Origin of the sequence: Nocardia sp. NPDC005998 (genome assembly GCF_040614395.1) — a bacterium.
Classification (GTDB): Bacteria; Actinomycetota; Actinomycetes; order Mycobacteriales; family Mycobacteriaceae; genus Nocardia.
Genome location: NZ_JBEXUI010000034.1, coordinates 75,119 through 90,240, shown reverse-complemented (window position 1 = coordinate 90,240; position 15,122 = coordinate 75,119). Strand labels below are relative to the sequence as shown.

The following is a 15,122-nucleotide window of genomic DNA, read 5'->3' as shown; positions in this document are numbered from 1 at the left end:
GCGACGCGGGTCGCGACCAAACTGTCGCCGCCCAAGGCGAAGAACGAATCATCGAGACCGATCCTGTCGATACCCAATACATCGATGAACGCTCGCGCGACCGTGTGTTCGGTCGCTGTGCGGGGTGCTCGGAACGGTTTGGTGTCGGTGAAAACCGGTCTCGGTAGTGCTTTTCGGTCGAGTTTGCCCACCGGCGTCAGTGGGATACGGTCGAGCACCATGATCGAGGAAGGCACCATGTACGACGGCAACCGGTCGCTCAGGTAGTCGGTCAGTGTCGTGGCGTCGATCGTGTGGTCGGGTGGGGCGACGACATAGGAGACCAGTGTTTGGGTTCCGGTGCCGTTGTGGTGGCCGATGGTGGTGGCGTAAGCGACGGTTTCGTGGGTGGTGAGTGTGGTGTCGACTTCGCCGAGTTCGATGCGGAGGCCGCGGATTTTTACCTGGAAGTCGGAGCGGCCCAGGTGTTGGATGGTTCCGTTGGTGGTCCAGCGGACGACGTCGCCGGTGCGGTACATGCGTTGGCCGGGTAGCCATGGGCAGGCCACAAATCGTTCGGCTGTCACGTCTGCTCGGTGGTGGTATCCACGGGCGAGCAGATCACCCGCGACATACAACTCACCGGCCACCCCAACCGGAACCGGTTGCAGCCGCTGATCCAACACCCATGCCGAGGCACCGGATATCGGCCTACCGATCGTGACCAACTCACCAACTGCCAACGGGGCGCTCAGCGTCGCGGAGATGGTGGTCTCGGTTGGCCCGTATTCGTTGAGCACGACGCGGTCGCCGCCCCAGCGTTCGACCAATTCGCTGCCGTAGTCCTCGCCGCCGACCATCAGATACTTCAGATCTGGCAGCGGCCAACGGGTGTGATCGATGGTGGATAGTACTGAAGGTGTGATGAGGAGGTGGCTGATGTGTTCGCGGTCGAGCAGTGCGGCGAGTTCATCACCGCCGTAGACGTCGTTGGGTGCGATGACCATGGCCGCACCGGCCGCCAACGGCAGCAGCAACTCGAGCACTGATACATCGAAGCTGGGTGACGCCAGATGTAGCGTGCGGGAACCGGATTCGATGCCCATGGCAACCCGGTGTTCCGCGGCGCAGTTGCCGAGTCCGCGGTGGGTGACCGCGACACCCTTGGGTCGTCCGGTCGATCCGGAGGTGTAGATGACGTAGGCGATATCGTCGATCCGCAACGGACGAACCCGATCGCTGTCGGTAATCGGACGATCATCGGTGTTGGGCTGCTCGCCGGACGTGTCGAGTTCGTCCGATATCAGCCAGTCCATATTGTCGGGCAATTGTGGGCATACGGCTGGCATGGTCAGACCGATGGCCGCGTTCGAATCGGTCATCATGTGGGTGATGCGCTCGGCCGGATAGGTCGGGTCGATCGGCAGGAAGGCGGCCCCCGATTTCGCGACGGCCCAGACCGCGAGCATCGACTCCGCGGAACGTGGGATGCTGATCGCGACAACGTCTTCCGGTCCGATGCCACGTCGGATGAGCTGCCGCGCCAACCGGTTGGAGCGTTCGTCCAGTTCCCGATAACTCAGCTGTCGTCCATCGCACGCGATCGCGGTGGCGTCGGGATCGAACGCGACTGCTGCCGACAGCAAATCGGGCAGCGTGGTCGGCGGTGCCGAGGGCGCGCCGGAGCGGGTCAGCAGATCGGCTCGTTCGGCAGGCTCGAGCACATCGATCGCCCCGACCGGAACGGTTGGATCGGTGGCTATCGATTCGAGTATCCGAATCCACCGGTGGGCAAGAGAATCGATGGTCGTGGCGTCGAACAGGTCGGTGGCGTAGGTGACCGCGACGGTCATATCGCCGCCGTCATGATCTTCCGACAGGATGAATCGCAGATCGAATCCAGGCGTTTGATCGCTCGGGTCGACCACCGGCGGCTCGAAATCGGACAGGGCCGACCCCACCGGCTCCTGATTCCGCAACGCCAACATCACCTGAACCAGGGAATGCCGGGACTGACGCCGCTGCGGAACGAGATCGTCCACCACCTGCTCGAACGGAACATCGGCATGTTCGAAGGCGTCCACATCGGCTTGTTCGATCCGGCCGAGTAGTTCGGTGAACGATTCAGCGGGATCGATCTCGGTCCGCAGCACCACGGTGTCGGCGAAGTCGGCGACACCGTCGAGCGCGGCCGTAGCGCGCCCGTTGGTCGGTGTACCGATCGGAATGTCGGTGGTGCCGCTCAACCGGGCGAGCAGTACCGCCAACGTGCCATGGATCGCCGTGAACAGCGACGAACTATGCTGCCGCGCACATTGTTCCAATGCCGGAACCAGATCGGCACGCAAGGGGTAGCTTGCGGTGGCGCCTCGATTCGACGGTACCGCTGACCGCGGCCGATCGACCGGCAGACGAAGCTCCTCGGGCAGGTTCGCGAGCGTGGCCCGCCAGAACGCCAGGTTCTCGCGGCGGCGCTTGATCCGGGCGCCGTCACGGGCGCTTTCGGGGTGAACCTGGTCGAGCGCAGTGTCCGGCGCGGCGGCGAACGCATCGAGAAACTCCATGAACCTCGTGCAATGCGCCGAGAGTTCGGAGTCGGTATAGAGGTTGGGATTGGCCAGCAAGTGCAGGATCGTCCGCGGCGGCTCCCCGGTTTGATACAGGTCGACCAGCAGATCGTCGACCGGCCCCGAACTGAGGATATGGAACTCCCCGGTCACCGAACCCAACCGGATCTCCTGGTGGAAGAACATGACATTCACCACCGGGCCGGCGAAACGCCGCAGTCCGCCGTGGTGTCCGGCGGCGGCACGAATGTCGGTCAGGCCGCACCGCTGGTGCCGCAACGCCCCCACCAGATCGGACTGCACCCGCCGCGTCAGTGTCGCCACGGTATCGTCCCGATCCAGCATGAGCGGAAGGGGAGCGACATTGACGAAGACCCCGCCGGACCGTCGCAGTACCGCGTTCGTGCGACCCGATACGGGAATATTGACCATGACGTTGTCGCGGCCGGTCATCCGCGCCAGATAGCAGCCGAATGCGGCGATCACCACCGCGGCCGGGCTCGCGTTCCACACTTCCGCGGCATGCTCGATCCGCTGCACCATCAGCGGCGAAAGTTCGGCGGTTGCAACCGCACTGTTCGCGCGCGCGGGTGCGTGCCCATCGACCAGACTGGACACGTCCCCGGCGTCGGCGAGCTTGTTCAGCCAATATTCCTGGTCGTCGGCGAACCGCTTCGACTCCCGGTAGCTGCGGTCGGCCTCGTATAACGTGCGCACGTCCGCGGCCCGGTTCGGCTCCGCCGTCCGGCCCTGCACCGCCGCCGTGTACAGCGCCGCTATGCGGTTCAGGGTCATCATTCCGGCATAGCCGTCCATCGCGACGTGGTGGATTCGGGTGTACAGCAGGTAATGCCGGTCCCCCACCCACACAACCGCCGATCCGAACAACCGGTCCCGCGTCATGTCGAGCGGCCTGGTGTACTCCCGACGCATCCACTCCAAGCCAGCCGCGACGGGATCCGGTTCGCCACGCACGTCTATCACCGGCGCCGGCGACTCGAGCGACGGGTCGAACACCTGGTACGGCTCGCCGTCGACCTCTACCAGCCGTAGGTATCCGGACTGGAACTCGCGGCCTGCCCGAATCGAGGCTTCGCGCAGCAGATCGACGTCGAGATCGCCACGCAACTCGACATACTGTGCCTCTGATATCGGCACATCCGGACTCAATTTCTGCGCCAGCCATAACCCCCGCTGCCCGGCAGACAGCGGCACCTGCCCTATTACTGACGCGTCCGGCTCGGTATCTCCGCTCGATCCCTGGCCGGGACGGAGCTGTGTCGGCGAAACGGTCATTGAACTTTCCTCTATCCCGACCACGGCCAGTCTAAGCCGGATAGTTCGCGGATGTATACCCCCGTTTCAGCGGTCCGCACCGCGAAATTATCGGCGAATTCGGAAGGGGGTGGTCGGTGATCTTGGTTCCCCCTCGAGAGCGTTGCGATGCACCAGCTGGCCGAATGTAAACGCTGTGCCGCGCAGGGACCTTCGACCCTGCATCTCATGACCAAAAGCCCTGACTCCGACGATTTTACATCGCGTATATAAGTCGATGAAATCGCAATGTTGCGACGTGCAAATCCGTATAAATTCCGCCAAGTTGTTAACAAATAATAGTTGCATTGCGATTATGTCGTTTGTCGCTGAAATTGGTGAATCGGTCCACCGGGTATACCCCGCACTGGTGCGGCGGCGGTAGGTGAGCTGTCGCTGCCCGGACCACGCCGGATCTCATGGCGATGTGCGCCATTGGGCCACGACATCTATGGCGCTGTGAGCGGCGCGATCGGCGGCGATCGCGTCCAGTAGCTCTTGGCGCGTCGATGAGCACCGGCCTAGCCTGGACTCCCACCGCGCGAAGAGGAGACAGCCGTGCCCGATGTCCGTGAAGTGTGGCAGAGCCGAACATGGGGGAGCCTCGGTGCCCCGGTGTACGACTTCGTCCTGGATCATCCGCAGGTGGCCCGGCCTGCCGGACAGGTGCTCTGGGGCTGCGACACCCGCCGGATGTACGCGGCGATGGACATCGTCAACGAGCTGCCGGAGGGCTCCGCGGTACTGGATCTGCCGGTCGGCGGCGGGGTGACACTGCGCCGTCTGCGACCGGGGCACCAGATCCGCTACGTGGCGGCCGACATTTCCGACGACCAGTTGGCGGCGGCGCGCCGCGCGGCCGACCGTGCCGGGGTGTCCGGTATCGACTACGTGCGTGCGGACGTGGTCGACCTGCCCTTCCCTACCGGCGAGTTCGATCTGGTGGTGACCTTCGCTGGCCTGCACTGCATGCCGGATCCGGCCGCTGCGGTCGCCGCGCTCGCACGGGTGCTCGCGCCGGGGGGACGGCTGGTGGGCAGTTGTGTGGTGCGCGGTGTCCGGCGGCGCTTCGACCTGCATATGCAAGTGATGCGGGCGATCGGGGTATTCGGTCCGTCCGGCACCGCCGCCGATCTGTCGAGCTGGATCGCCGCGGCAGGGCTGCGGGAAGTGGAACTGGTGTGCAATGGCGCGCTGGCCCAGTTCACCGCGGTGAAGGACTAGCGCCGCGGCTCGTAGCGGGGGCCGACGAGGGCGATAGCGGTATCGACGGCGACGTCGATGATCTCGTTGATATCCCGGCCCTCCTCCACGGTGGATGCGATGAGTTCGCGGTAGCCGCCATAGAGGATGGTGGCCATCTGACGGGTCAGCGGGTGCAGTCCGGGGGCCTCGAACCCTGGTGTGGCGGTGAGGCTTTGGATGAGATTGATAAAGGCCTCGCCCGCGTCGTGCTGCACCTGACGGGCGGCCTCGCCGAGGGCGGGGATGTCGCGGATCCAGGCCAGGGTGATCGTTGGATCCTGTTGCGAGGCGCCGATCCAGGCCTCGATGGCCTGCCGGACCTGGGTACGCCATGGCGCGCTGGCGTCGACCGCATCGTAGATCTGCTGGATGGTCTCGCTATTGCGCTCGGCCAGCAGCGCGATGAAACAGTCCTGTTTGCTGTCGAAGTGTTCGTAGAAGGTGCGGCGGGAGGTGCGCGCGTTGCGGACCACATCGGCCACGGTCGTCTCGCGGTAGCCGCGGTCGCGCACGGCGTCGGCCATCGCGTCGAGAAGTCGACGCCGGAAGGCGGATTCCGGCGTGGCCTCGGCGGCGATGCTGGCGGCGGGCTCGGCACGGGTCACGACGATCAGGTTAGTGCGCCCCGCCGCCACGGCGATCATGACCTCACGCGCACCGGAACCGGCTCGCCGAGTGCGGTTCGGTTCGCGAATCGGATGGTGCCGTCCTCGATTCGCCCATGGCGCAGTGCGAGCACATCGTGGGCGTAGTTCATGCCCAACCGCCAGGGTCGCCGCGAACCCGCCCGCGGGAACCGGTCGATGGAGCGCTGGACATATCCGGACTGGAAGTCCAACAGCGGTGCCGTCTCGATATCCGGATCGGGCCATGGCACGCACTGGTCGTAGCCATTGGCATCCATATGCCGCAGCAGTCGGCAGACGAATTCGCCGACCAGATCCGCCTTCAACGTCCAGGACGCATTGGTATAGCCGATGGTGAACGCGAAATTGGGGACACCGCTGAGCATCATGCCCTTATAGGCCATGGTCTCGGGCAGTGCGATCGTCCGGCCGTCGACGGTGAACTCGATTCCGCCGAAGGCCAGCAATTGCAGACCGGTCGCCGTCACCACGATATCGGCCGGCAGGTCGGCGCCGGAGCTCAAGCGCAGGCCCTCGGCGGTGAACCGGTCGATGCGATCGGTCACCACCGCGGCGCGACCGGCCCGGATCGCGCCGAACAGATTCCCGTCCGGTACCAGGCACAGCCGTTGATCCCATGGGTTGTAGGTCGGCTTGAAGTGGACGTCCACCTCGTAGTCGGTGGGCAGTTGCGCGGCATTCTGCTTGCGGATGAGATTGCGGATCATCCGGGGACGTCGCTGGCTCAGCTGGTAGATGAGGGTGCTGATGAGCACGTTCTTCCAGCGGGTAATCGTATAGGCCCGGCGTGGTCCGAGCCGTTCGCGCAGCCGGATGGCCACCGCGTCCTCGGTGGGTATGGACATGATGTAGCTGGGCGAGCGTTGCAGCATGGTCACCTGCGCCGCTTTCTCGGCCATGGCGGGCACGAGCGTCACCGCCGTGGCCCCACTGCCTATCACGACGACGCGCTTGCCCTCGTAGTCCAGGTCGGTGGGCCATTGCTGCGGATGCACCAGTTGCCCTCGGAAATCATCGATTCCGGGGAAGTCGGGGGTGTAGCCCTGGTCGTAGCGGTAGTAGCCGCTGCAGGCGTAGAGGAAGCCGCAGGTGAGCGTCGAGGTGGTGCCGTCGCATTCGACGGTCAGCGTCCAGCGCGCCTCGGCCGTCGACCAGGAGGCACCGATGACCTTGTGCCCGAATCGGATTCGCCGATCGATTCCGGCATCGGCTGCGGTATCGCGAATGTAGTCCAGGATCGACTGTCCGTCGGCGATGGCTGCGGCCTGCGTCCACGGGCGGAAACGGTAACCGAGAGTGTGCATATCGGAATCCGATCGCACCCCGGGATAGCGGAACAGATCCCAGGTGCCCCCGATTGTCGTGCGCGCCTCCAGAATTGCGTAGCTGCGCCCCGGAAACGCGGTCTGCAGATGGTGTGCCGCACCGATGCCCGAGAGGCCGGCGCCGACGATCAGCACATCGAAATGCTCGGGCCGACCCGCCGCCGGGCCGGGACCCCTCATCGAATTCCTCATGCCGTCGCTCCCACCTCGGCCCGGGCGCGCAGCCGCCGCTCCAGCACCGTGAATATGTCGTAGTAGTGGGTCGGGGTCACGCGTGCGAGTGCGTCGAATATGTAGGCGTCCGGCCCGACCAGGATGCGGGACTTCCCGCGTTCCACTCCGCGACAGATGATTTCGGCCGCCTTATCCGGTGACGTCAAGGTGAGCGCTTCGAATTCGGCCGCCATCTGTTCGTGCGAGCGACCGCGGCCCTCGGGATCCTTGCGGACCCTGGCATTGCGCGCGATATTGGTGGTGATTCCGCCCGGATGCACATTCACCGCGGATACTCCGGTGCCCCGAAGCTCTTGGCGCAATGCATCGGTGAAGCCGCGCACCGCGAATTTCGCTGAACAATAGGCACTTTGGTATGGCATGCCGACCAATCCGAATACGCTCGAGGTATTCACGATGACGCCCTGATCCTGTTCGACCAGAATGGGCAGAAATGCGCGGGTGCCATTGACGACACCATCGAAGTTGATCTGCCGCAGCCATTCATCGTCTTCGGGTACCGCGTCGAGCACCGACGATGACACCGCGACACCGGCATTATTGAATACCGCCGCCAGCGGCTCGGTCAGCCATTCGCGCACCTCTGCGGCGAAGGCCAATTGATCGGCGGCATCGCGCACATCGAGGACCCGAGTCAGCACCGGACCAGGCAGCGACGAGGCCGTCTGCTTCAATCCGGTCGCATCGATATCGGCGATCGCCACCGGTGACCCACGGCGGGAAAGCAATTGGGCGAGACTGCGGCCGATGCCGGAGGCGGCGCCGGTGATCATGGCGGGACGGCCGGACAGCGGCCTAGCGGTGCGGGGCATCGGTGCTCCTGGCGGTGCGAATATGGGTGTCGATGAGGTCGCTGAGCGTCGGCCGGACGCCGACGGGCAGATCGTGGCCCATGCCGGGCAGGGTGTGCAGGCGCGCGCCGGTAATGGCGCGCGCGGTGACCGTGCCGCCGGTCGGGTTCACCATCAGGTCGCGGTCACCGTGCAGGATCAGGGTAGGGGCGACGACAGTGCCGAGTTGGGTTGTCCGGTCACCGGATTTGAGGATGCCCGCCAGTTGACGGCCAACCCCTGGCGCTGGATGCGGATCGCGATCCCAGGTCGTCGCCGCGGCGTTGCGCACCGCGGATTCGTCGAACGGATAGCCGTGCGAGCGGATGTGCCGATACATGCGCACCGAGCGATCGATGTGCTCGGTGCGGTTGCGTGCCGGTCGGCCGAACATCAGCCGCCAGGTCGACAGGGCCGGTCGTCCCACCCTTGCCGCACCCGTGGTCGACATGATCGAGGTCAGCGAGGCGACGCGGTCCGGATAGCGGGCGGCGACGGTCTGCGCGATCATCCCGCCGAGTGACATGCCGACCAGATGGACCGAGCCCAGCTCGAGCGCATCGATCAGACCTACCGTATCGGCGGCCATATCGTTGAGATCGTATTGCTCTGTGTGCCAGCGCTTTCGGAGGAAATCGAGCGGACCCGGTGGCGAGAAGCCGAAGTGCGTCGACTTGCCGACATCGCGATTGTCGAATCGGATGACGTCATAGCCGCGTGCGACGAGCAGATCGCACAATCCGTCGGGCCAATCGTGCAGTTGCTGACCGAGCCCCGCGATGAGCAGCAGTGGCGTGCCGCCGCTGCCGAGGCGCTCGTAGGCGAGGGTGACCCCGCGGCCCACATCGGCGAATTGTTCGGTCACGCCGTCACCTGCTCGGTGCGCGCCGCGATGGCGGTCGGCACGGACGCGCGGCGGTACACCACGGCGCGGCCCTTCTTGGCGGGCACTAGCGCGACACCGCGGAAGTGTGTCCGCTCGTCCGGCGCATCGGTCGGTGCGAGCGTGAAATCCCTGAGCAGCGTGCGCAATACGACATTCATCTCCATGGTGGCGAATGCCGCGCCGATGCAACGCCGCGCGCCGCCGCCGAACGGGATCCAGCTGAAGGTGCCGGGCCGGACCCCGACGAAGCGGTCCGGGTCGAAGGCGCGGGCGTTGGGGAACAGCTCCTCGTTATCGTGCACGAGCCGGATGGAGACCAGCACATTCTGTCCCTTGGGCAGCGTCCACCGCCCCAGCTGCATGGACTCCGCACGGATCTTGCGGGCCGTCGCATCGATCACCGGCCGGACTCGCTGCACCTCGAGCAGGGTGGCCTCGCGCAGTGCCGAACCACCCTCGTCCACCTCGGCGACCAAGCGGGCCAGCACTTCCGGGTGGCGGCGCAACCGCTCGATGGTCCAGGAGAGTGTGGTCGCGGTGGTCTCGTGCCCCGCGGTGAGCAGGGTCAGCAGTTCGTCGGCGATTTCGCTGTGGGTCATCGCGGTGCCGTCGTCGTAGCGGGCCTGCAGCATCATTGCGAGCACGTCGTCGCGGTCGGCGAGGTGTTCGTCGGCGGCGGCGCGGTCGATGAGGCGGCCGACGATTTCGTCGTAGTGGCGGCGGTGCGCGGTGAAGCGGGCCCAAGGTCCGAAGCGCCCCAGGAACTTTCGTGGCACCGGCAGCGCGGCCAGTGCCGAGCCGACCAGCACCAGTTTGGGCAGCAATTCGCGCAACTCGTCGAATTCCCTGCCCTCGGCGCCGAATACGGCACGCAGGATCACATTCAGGGTGATCCGCATCATCGAATCCATCGTGGCGAACTCCTGGCCCTGCGGCCAGGTCGCCAGTTCGCGGACCGTCTCCTCCTCGATCAGCGCCTCGTATACGGCGAGACGGCGGCCGTGGAACGGCGGGGTGAGCAGTTTGCGCTGCTTGCGATGTTCGGCGCCCTGCAGTGAGAACAGCGAGCCGGGACCGAGGAACTGGCCGAGATTGACATCGACATTGTCGGCGATATCGGAGCTCGCGGTGAACAGCGCCTTCACCTCGGCCGGATCGGATAGCACCACCATCCGGCCGAACCTGGGTAGGTAGACGGTGAATGCCGAGCCATAGCGATCGTGCAGTCTGCGCCAGGCGCGGGTACGGCCCGCTATCACCTCCACGGCCTGAAACAGAGCCGGAGTAGTCGGTCCGTCGGGCAATTTCACCGTGGTCATGCGGCACCTCCCAGCGTGGTACATCTGCGTACCATCAGCACGGTACGCCCACGTACCGACTGTGGCAAGGGTCACTTTTGTCCGGGCGGTCGGAAGCCTTGTTTTCGGGGATTACCGCCCGCTCGGACGGTGCCGGTGACTAGCGTTGGCCCGTGCGCAGGCGTCGGTGGGTGACAGCGGACGGGTGGTTCGGTAGGCGTGTCCTGCCCGATCGACCGGTGGCTCGCGGCTGGTTCGCGGCCCTGGCGTCGGTCTTCGTGCTCAGCGGTGTGGCACCGGCTCCGGCCGAGCCGATCGCCGCCGACCTCGTCACCATCGAAACCGGTCAGCTCCGCGGTGTGCTGGCCGCGGATCATCGGTTATTCGCGGGTATTCCCTATGCGGCCCCGCCGGTCGGGGACCTGCGGTGGCGGGCACCAGCTCCGGCCGCATCGTGGCCGGGTGTGCGCGATGCCGCGGTGGCGGGGCCGAGTTGTCCGCAGGACAACAGCGTCTTCGGTCTGCTGGGGGCGAATCCGACGAAGTCGGAAGACTGCCTGTACCTCAATGTTTCGACACCGCGCAGCCGGCCGGCCGACGGGCGCCCGCTGCCAGTGCTGGTCTGGATCCACGGCGGCAGTTTCACCAGCGGCTCCGGCGATATCTACGGTGCCGCTCCGCTGATCACGCACGGTGACGGTGACGTCATTGTGGTCACGATCAACTACCGCCTCGGCGCGCTCGGCTTCCTCGCCGCCACCGCACTCGACGACGGCTCCGGGGCCGGGAACTACGGCTATCTGGACCAGCAGGCCGCGTTGCAGTGGGTGCGGCGCAATATCGCGGCCTTCGGCGGTGACCCGGATCAGGTGACCCTCGCAGGCGAGTCCGCGGGCGCCGCGTCGGTCTGCGCGCAGTTGGCCGCGCCGAGTTCGCGTGGACTGTTCCGTGCCGCGATCCGGGAGAGCGGCCCGTGCTCGGCCGGCGTGCCGGTCGCGACGGCGGCGGCCGACGGCGACGCCTATGCCGCACGTCTCGGCTGCACCGGACCCGAGACCGCCGCTTGCCTGCGCGCACTGCCGGTCGACACCTTGGCGAGCAATCCCATTGCCGCGACCGTCTACGGTGGATCGTTCCTGCCGACCGGCCCGCAGGCGGCACTGCGCAACGGATCCCTGGCCGCAGTGCCCACCCTCGTCGGTGCGAACAATGACGAGATGGCGCTCTGGGTGTACCTGAAATACGGTGTGCCCCTTGGTAAGCCGCTGACGGCAGTCGGATACCGCGACGCACTGGCCGCCGCCATGCCCGACCTGACGCCGGAGCAACTCGACCGCGTCGAGCAGCTCTATCCGGCAGCCGCCTACCCTCAGCCCGCGCTCGCACTCTCGCGCGCCTGGACCGACCGCACCCTGACCGCGCTGACCGTCGAGTACGCCGCGCTGAGCACCCACAACCCCACCTACGTCTACTCTTTCGATGATCCGGCGCCGCTCGCCCCGCCGAATATCTTCCCGCTCGGCGCCTTCCATGCCAGCGAACTGATATCGCTGTGGAGTCTGCGCGACCTCAGCTGGGTCTACGGTGCCGTGCTCACCCCCGACCAGCAGCGCCTCGCCAGCGAAATGCGCAGGTACTGGACTCGATTCGCCATCGACACCAGCCCGAATCCGGCTGGCCTCGAACCGATTCCGGCCTACGACCCGGCCGCGCCGCTCGTCATGTCCTTCCGTCCCAGTGGAAACCGCCTCATCGAGACCTATGCCGCCGACCATCGAGCCGACTTCTGGATGACGCTGCTGCCGCGCTGATCGTCGGTCGGACTGCCTTCGATTCCGGGCCATCTCCGGACTGAATGTCATTGGCGCGCTGGCATTCTGCTTCGCTGCCGCGAACGTGAGTTTCGAAATGTTCCTATCCCGTTGGCCTCAGCGGACATACGAGGTCATGGGGTGCAGTTCGCCGCTGCCGTCGTGATACAACACTGTAAACTTCGAATCTTCGATGCAGAGTGGGGTATGGCGTGCAGTCGTGGTCGTCGATTGTGGCGGATGTGCGGCAGTGGTGGTGGATCTATCTGTCGATGCCATTCATCGCCGGTGGGATCGGGTGGTTCACCAAGCTGATCGCCATCGAGATGATGTTTCGTCCGCTGGAATTCGTCGGGGTGCGGCTGGGCCGAATTCCATTGGGCTGGCAGGGGATGCTGCCGCGCCAGGCCGAGAAGATGGCGGGCATCGCCTACGACATGATCAGCACGAATCTGCTGCAGCCGCAGGAACTCTTCGACCGACTCGACGCCGATCGGCTGATCAACGAGGTCGAGGCGCCGATGCGCCGGGCCGTCGACGATGTCGTGCGCTCCATGGCGATCGACTACTACCCGGGACTGTGGGAGGCGATGCCGGAGCTGACCCGGCACGCGGTGATCGGGCTGATCCAGTCCGAGACACCGAAATACGCGGTCGCAGCCATCGAGGACGCCAAGCGCGATATCGTGCGGCTGTTCGATCTGCGCGCCATGGTCATATCGAATCTGACCGCGGATAAAGCGCTGCTGAATCGGATGATGCGCGATATCGCCGGGGCGCAGATGACCATGATTCCGAAGATCGGCTTCTGGTTCGGGCTGCTCATCGGCGTCGGACAGGCGATCATGTGGGCGATGTTCCGCGAGCCGTGGCTGATGCCGGTATTCGGGTTCGTGAACGGGTGGATCACCGACTACATCGGGCTGCAGATGCTGTTCCGCCCGCACGAGCCCAAGCGGTACTTCGGAATCTTCACCTGGCACGGACTCTTCGCGAAGAACCGGCACGAACTGATTCCGCAGTACGCGCATCTGATCGCAGCCGAACTGCTCACGCCGGACAAGATCGTCGACGCCATCCTGAAGGGGCCCGCGGCGGACCGGGTATTCGAACTGGCAGCCAAATATGTCGACCGGGCCGCGGACGCCGCGCCGAGCCTGGCCAAACCACTGGTCACCCTGACCGTTGGCACCGACCGGTGGCGGGAGCTGAAAGCGACGGCGGCCGAACGGGTTTTCGCCTACGCCGAGGCCACCACCCAGCACGCGCACGCCTACACGATGCAGGCCATGGATATCGAGAACACCGTCATCGAACGGATGGACGAGCTCTCACCCGCGCAGTTCGAGAATCTGCTGCGGCCCGCAGTGAAGGAGGATGAGCCGACGGCGATCGCGGTCGGCGCGGTACTCGGCGGGGTCGTCGGGGAGTTGCAGATTCTGCTCATCGAGCGGATCACACTCGATCACTGGGCGTGGCCGCTGGGGCTGTTCCTGCACTGACGCCGAACGTCGGTTGCGCGGACCGATGGCCCGCGCAACCCAACGATTCTCAGATCTTTCGGATGACCGTGACGACCTTGCCGAGGATCTGCGCGTCATTACCCGGGATCGGCTCGAAGAGCGGATTGTGCGGCATCAGCCAGACATCCTTGCCGGTGCGTTTGAACGTCTTCACCGTCGCCTCACCCTCGATCATCGCGGCCACGATATCGCCGTTGTCGGCGACATTCTGCTGGCGCACGACCACCCAGTCGCCATCGCAGATCGCGGCGTCCACCATTGATTCACCGACGACCTTGAGCAGGAACAGCGATCCGTCGCCGACCAGTTCGCGCGGCAGCGGAAAGACATCCTCCACCGCCTGCTCGGCCAGGATCGGGCCACCGGCGGCGATTCGGCCCAGGACGGGCACGAAGGTCGGGACGGGCCGACCGGTTTCGACGTCCTCGGCGGTCGGCAGGCTGGTCACCGCGCGGACCGCCTCGTCGAGGCCGCGAACATCCACGGCCCGTGGCCGATTCGGGTCGCGGCGTAAATAGCCCTTGCGCTCGAGGGAGCGCAACTGATGGGCGACCGAGGAGGTGGAGGTGAGTCCGACCGCGTCGCCGATCTCGCGGATGCTCGGCGGATAGCCGCGCTCGCTCACCGAGGTGCGGATGACCTCGAGGACCTTGCGTTGACGCACGGTGAGATCCGCCCCGGTACCGGACGGGTCGGTGCCAACTCCGCTCTCGTCGCCCGTGTCGTCTGTGTGGCTCACCGCAACCGCCCTTTCGTGTGATGGATTTCGTCTACCGAATCTAGTCCGGTCACGCCGATGTATCAAACATCTGTTCGAGGCATGTCGGCGTTTTCTGCTGACTTTGTCGGTGGAGCGTGGTAGAAATCGAACACGAGTTCTTCGAACACTTGATCGAATAGCGACTCCCATCGTCTCGCGACATACCTGAGCACCCACCAACACCCCGTCACGGAGGTTTGTCCGATGAGCACTGCGATCAGCGCCCCGAGCACCGACCTGGAAACCGAGTCCGGCATCGACCTCGGTTTCGATTCCGTTCCGCGCACCCGGCGCCCGCATCGTGGCGGCGTACGCGCCCTCGATGCCGCGCGGGCCGGGGTGGACCGGCGGCCGCGCGGCAGCAGGCCCGGCGGTGTGGTGGCGCTCTACGATCGCGGTCCGGTTCGAACGCCCGCGCTGCGACGGGCGCGGGTGCCGCATCCGATGGAACGGGTGGAACAGGCGCAGGTCGGCTTCGCGGTGCTCGCGGTGGCCTCGCTATTGAGCGCGCTGGTGGTGACGGCGCTGATCGGGTTGGCGCATTGGCGTGCCGGGACTTTCGGTGGTGAGACCCCGGCGCCGGTGCCCGCCGTGGTCGAACAGCAATCAGTTCCGGACGGTGCCGGAATCGGTCTGCCGCGATAGCGCTCATCGAAAGTCGGTGTGGCGGATGGTGACCGGCCGATCCGCCACGAAGGGTGGC

General features: G+C 65.6%; 11 protein-coding genes. 4 read left to right on the top strand and 7 right to left on the bottom strand.

Annotated elements, in window-relative coordinates; translation table 11 throughout:
• A partial coding sequence (locus tag ABZ293_RS32560) for an amino acid adenylation domain-containing protein (RefSeq protein ID WP_355186960.1) occupies positions 1-3,842 on the bottom strand: 3,842 nt, incomplete at its 3' end.
• Positions 3,843-4,418: 576 nt separating this feature from the next.
• Here ABZ293_RS32560 and ABZ293_RS32555 point away from each other — a divergent pair.
• Positions 4,419-5,084: a methyltransferase domain-containing protein gene (locus ABZ293_RS32555; protein WP_355186958.1), complete on the top strand. Its 666-nt coding sequence runs from the start codon at positions 4,419-4,421 to the stop codon at positions 5,082-5,084.
• On the opposite strand, the gene ABZ293_RS32550 is transcribed toward ABZ293_RS32555, so the two are convergent.
• The 5 genes from ABZ293_RS32550 to ABZ293_RS32530 are packed head-to-tail and all read right to left on the bottom strand — an operon-like array spanning position 5,081 to position 10,346.
• The gene (locus ABZ293_RS32550; protein ID WP_355186956.1) at positions 5,081-5,710 is read right to left on the bottom strand and encodes a TetR/AcrR family transcriptional regulator; all 630 of its coding nucleotides are present in this window, start codon (positions 5,708-5,710) and stop codon (positions 5,081-5,083) included. The genes ABZ293_RS32555 and ABZ293_RS32550 overlap by 4 nt on opposite strands.
• A 35-nt stretch (positions 5,711-5,745) precedes the next feature.
• A complete protein-coding gene (locus ABZ293_RS32545) occupies positions 5,746-7,269 on the bottom strand; it encodes an NAD(P)/FAD-dependent oxidoreductase (protein ID WP_355186954.1) in 1,524 nt (507 codons plus the stop codon).
• Positions 7,266-8,123 carry an SDR family NAD(P)-dependent oxidoreductase gene (locus ABZ293_RS32540; RefSeq protein ID WP_355186952.1) on the bottom strand — a complete coding sequence of 286 codons (858 nt, stop codon included), beginning with the start codon at positions 8,121-8,123 and terminating at the stop codon, positions 7,266-7,268. Before ABZ293_RS32540 ends, ABZ293_RS32545 begins: the two co-directional genes overlap by 4 nt.
• Positions 8,107-9,006, bottom strand: a complete 900-nt coding sequence (locus ABZ293_RS32535; protein WP_355186950.1) for an alpha/beta hydrolase — start codon at positions 9,004-9,006, stop codon at positions 8,107-8,109. The genes ABZ293_RS32540 and ABZ293_RS32535 overlap by 17 nt, the downstream gene beginning before the upstream one ends.
• Entirely contained in the window at positions 9,003-10,346 is a 1,344-nt protein-coding gene (locus ABZ293_RS32530) for a cytochrome P450 (protein ID WP_355186948.1), read from the bottom strand. Before ABZ293_RS32530 ends, ABZ293_RS32535 begins: the two co-directional genes overlap by 4 nt.
• Before the next feature lie 152 nt (positions 10,347-10,498).
• Between ABZ293_RS32530 and ABZ293_RS32525 the strand changes: the two genes are divergently transcribed.
• Together ABZ293_RS32525 and ABZ293_RS32520 are read left to right on the top strand one after the other, a co-directional pair.
• Positions 10,499-12,136, top strand: coding sequence for a carboxylesterase family protein (locus ABZ293_RS32525; RefSeq protein WP_355186946.1), 1,638 nt, complete (start codon positions 10,499-10,501; stop codon positions 12,134-12,136).
• Positions 12,137-12,348: 212 nt separating this feature from the next.
• Positions 12,349-13,638: a DUF445 domain-containing protein gene (locus ABZ293_RS32520; protein WP_355186944.1), complete on the top strand. Its 1,290-nt coding sequence runs from the start codon at positions 12,349-12,351 to the stop codon at positions 13,636-13,638.
• 49 nt (positions 13,639-13,687) lie between these two features.
• Here ABZ293_RS32520 and lexA read toward each other — a convergent pair whose 3' ends face one another.
• Positions 13,688-14,398: a transcriptional repressor LexA gene (gene lexA / locus ABZ293_RS32515; protein WP_355186942.1), complete on the bottom strand. Its 711-nt coding sequence runs from the start codon at positions 14,396-14,398 to the stop codon at positions 13,688-13,690.
• 225 nt (positions 14,399-14,623) lie between these two features.
• Between lexA and ABZ293_RS32510 the strand changes: the two genes are divergently transcribed.
• Entirely contained in the window at positions 14,624-15,064 is a 441-nt protein-coding gene (locus ABZ293_RS32510) for a hypothetical protein (protein WP_355186940.1), read from the top strand.
• Positions 15,065-15,122 lie beyond the last annotated feature (58 nt).

Excerpts from the sequence above, each read along its gene's own strand:
- ABZ293_RS32545 (WP_355186954.1), bottom strand. The coding sequence starts at position 7,269 with ATGAGGAATTCGATGAGGGGTCCCGGCCCGGCGGCGGGTCGGCCCGAG.
- ABZ293_RS32540 (WP_355186952.1), bottom strand. The coding sequence starts at position 8,123 with ATGCCCCGCACCGCTAGGCCGCTGTCCGGCCGTCCCGCCATGATCACC.
- ABZ293_RS32530 (WP_355186948.1), bottom strand. The coding sequence starts at position 10,346 with ATGACCACGGTGAAATTGCCCGACGGACCGACTACTCCGGCTCTGTTT.
- ABZ293_RS32510 (WP_355186940.1), top strand. The coding sequence starts at position 14,624 with ATGAGCACTGCGATCAGCGCCCCGAGCACCGACCTGGAAACCGAGTCC.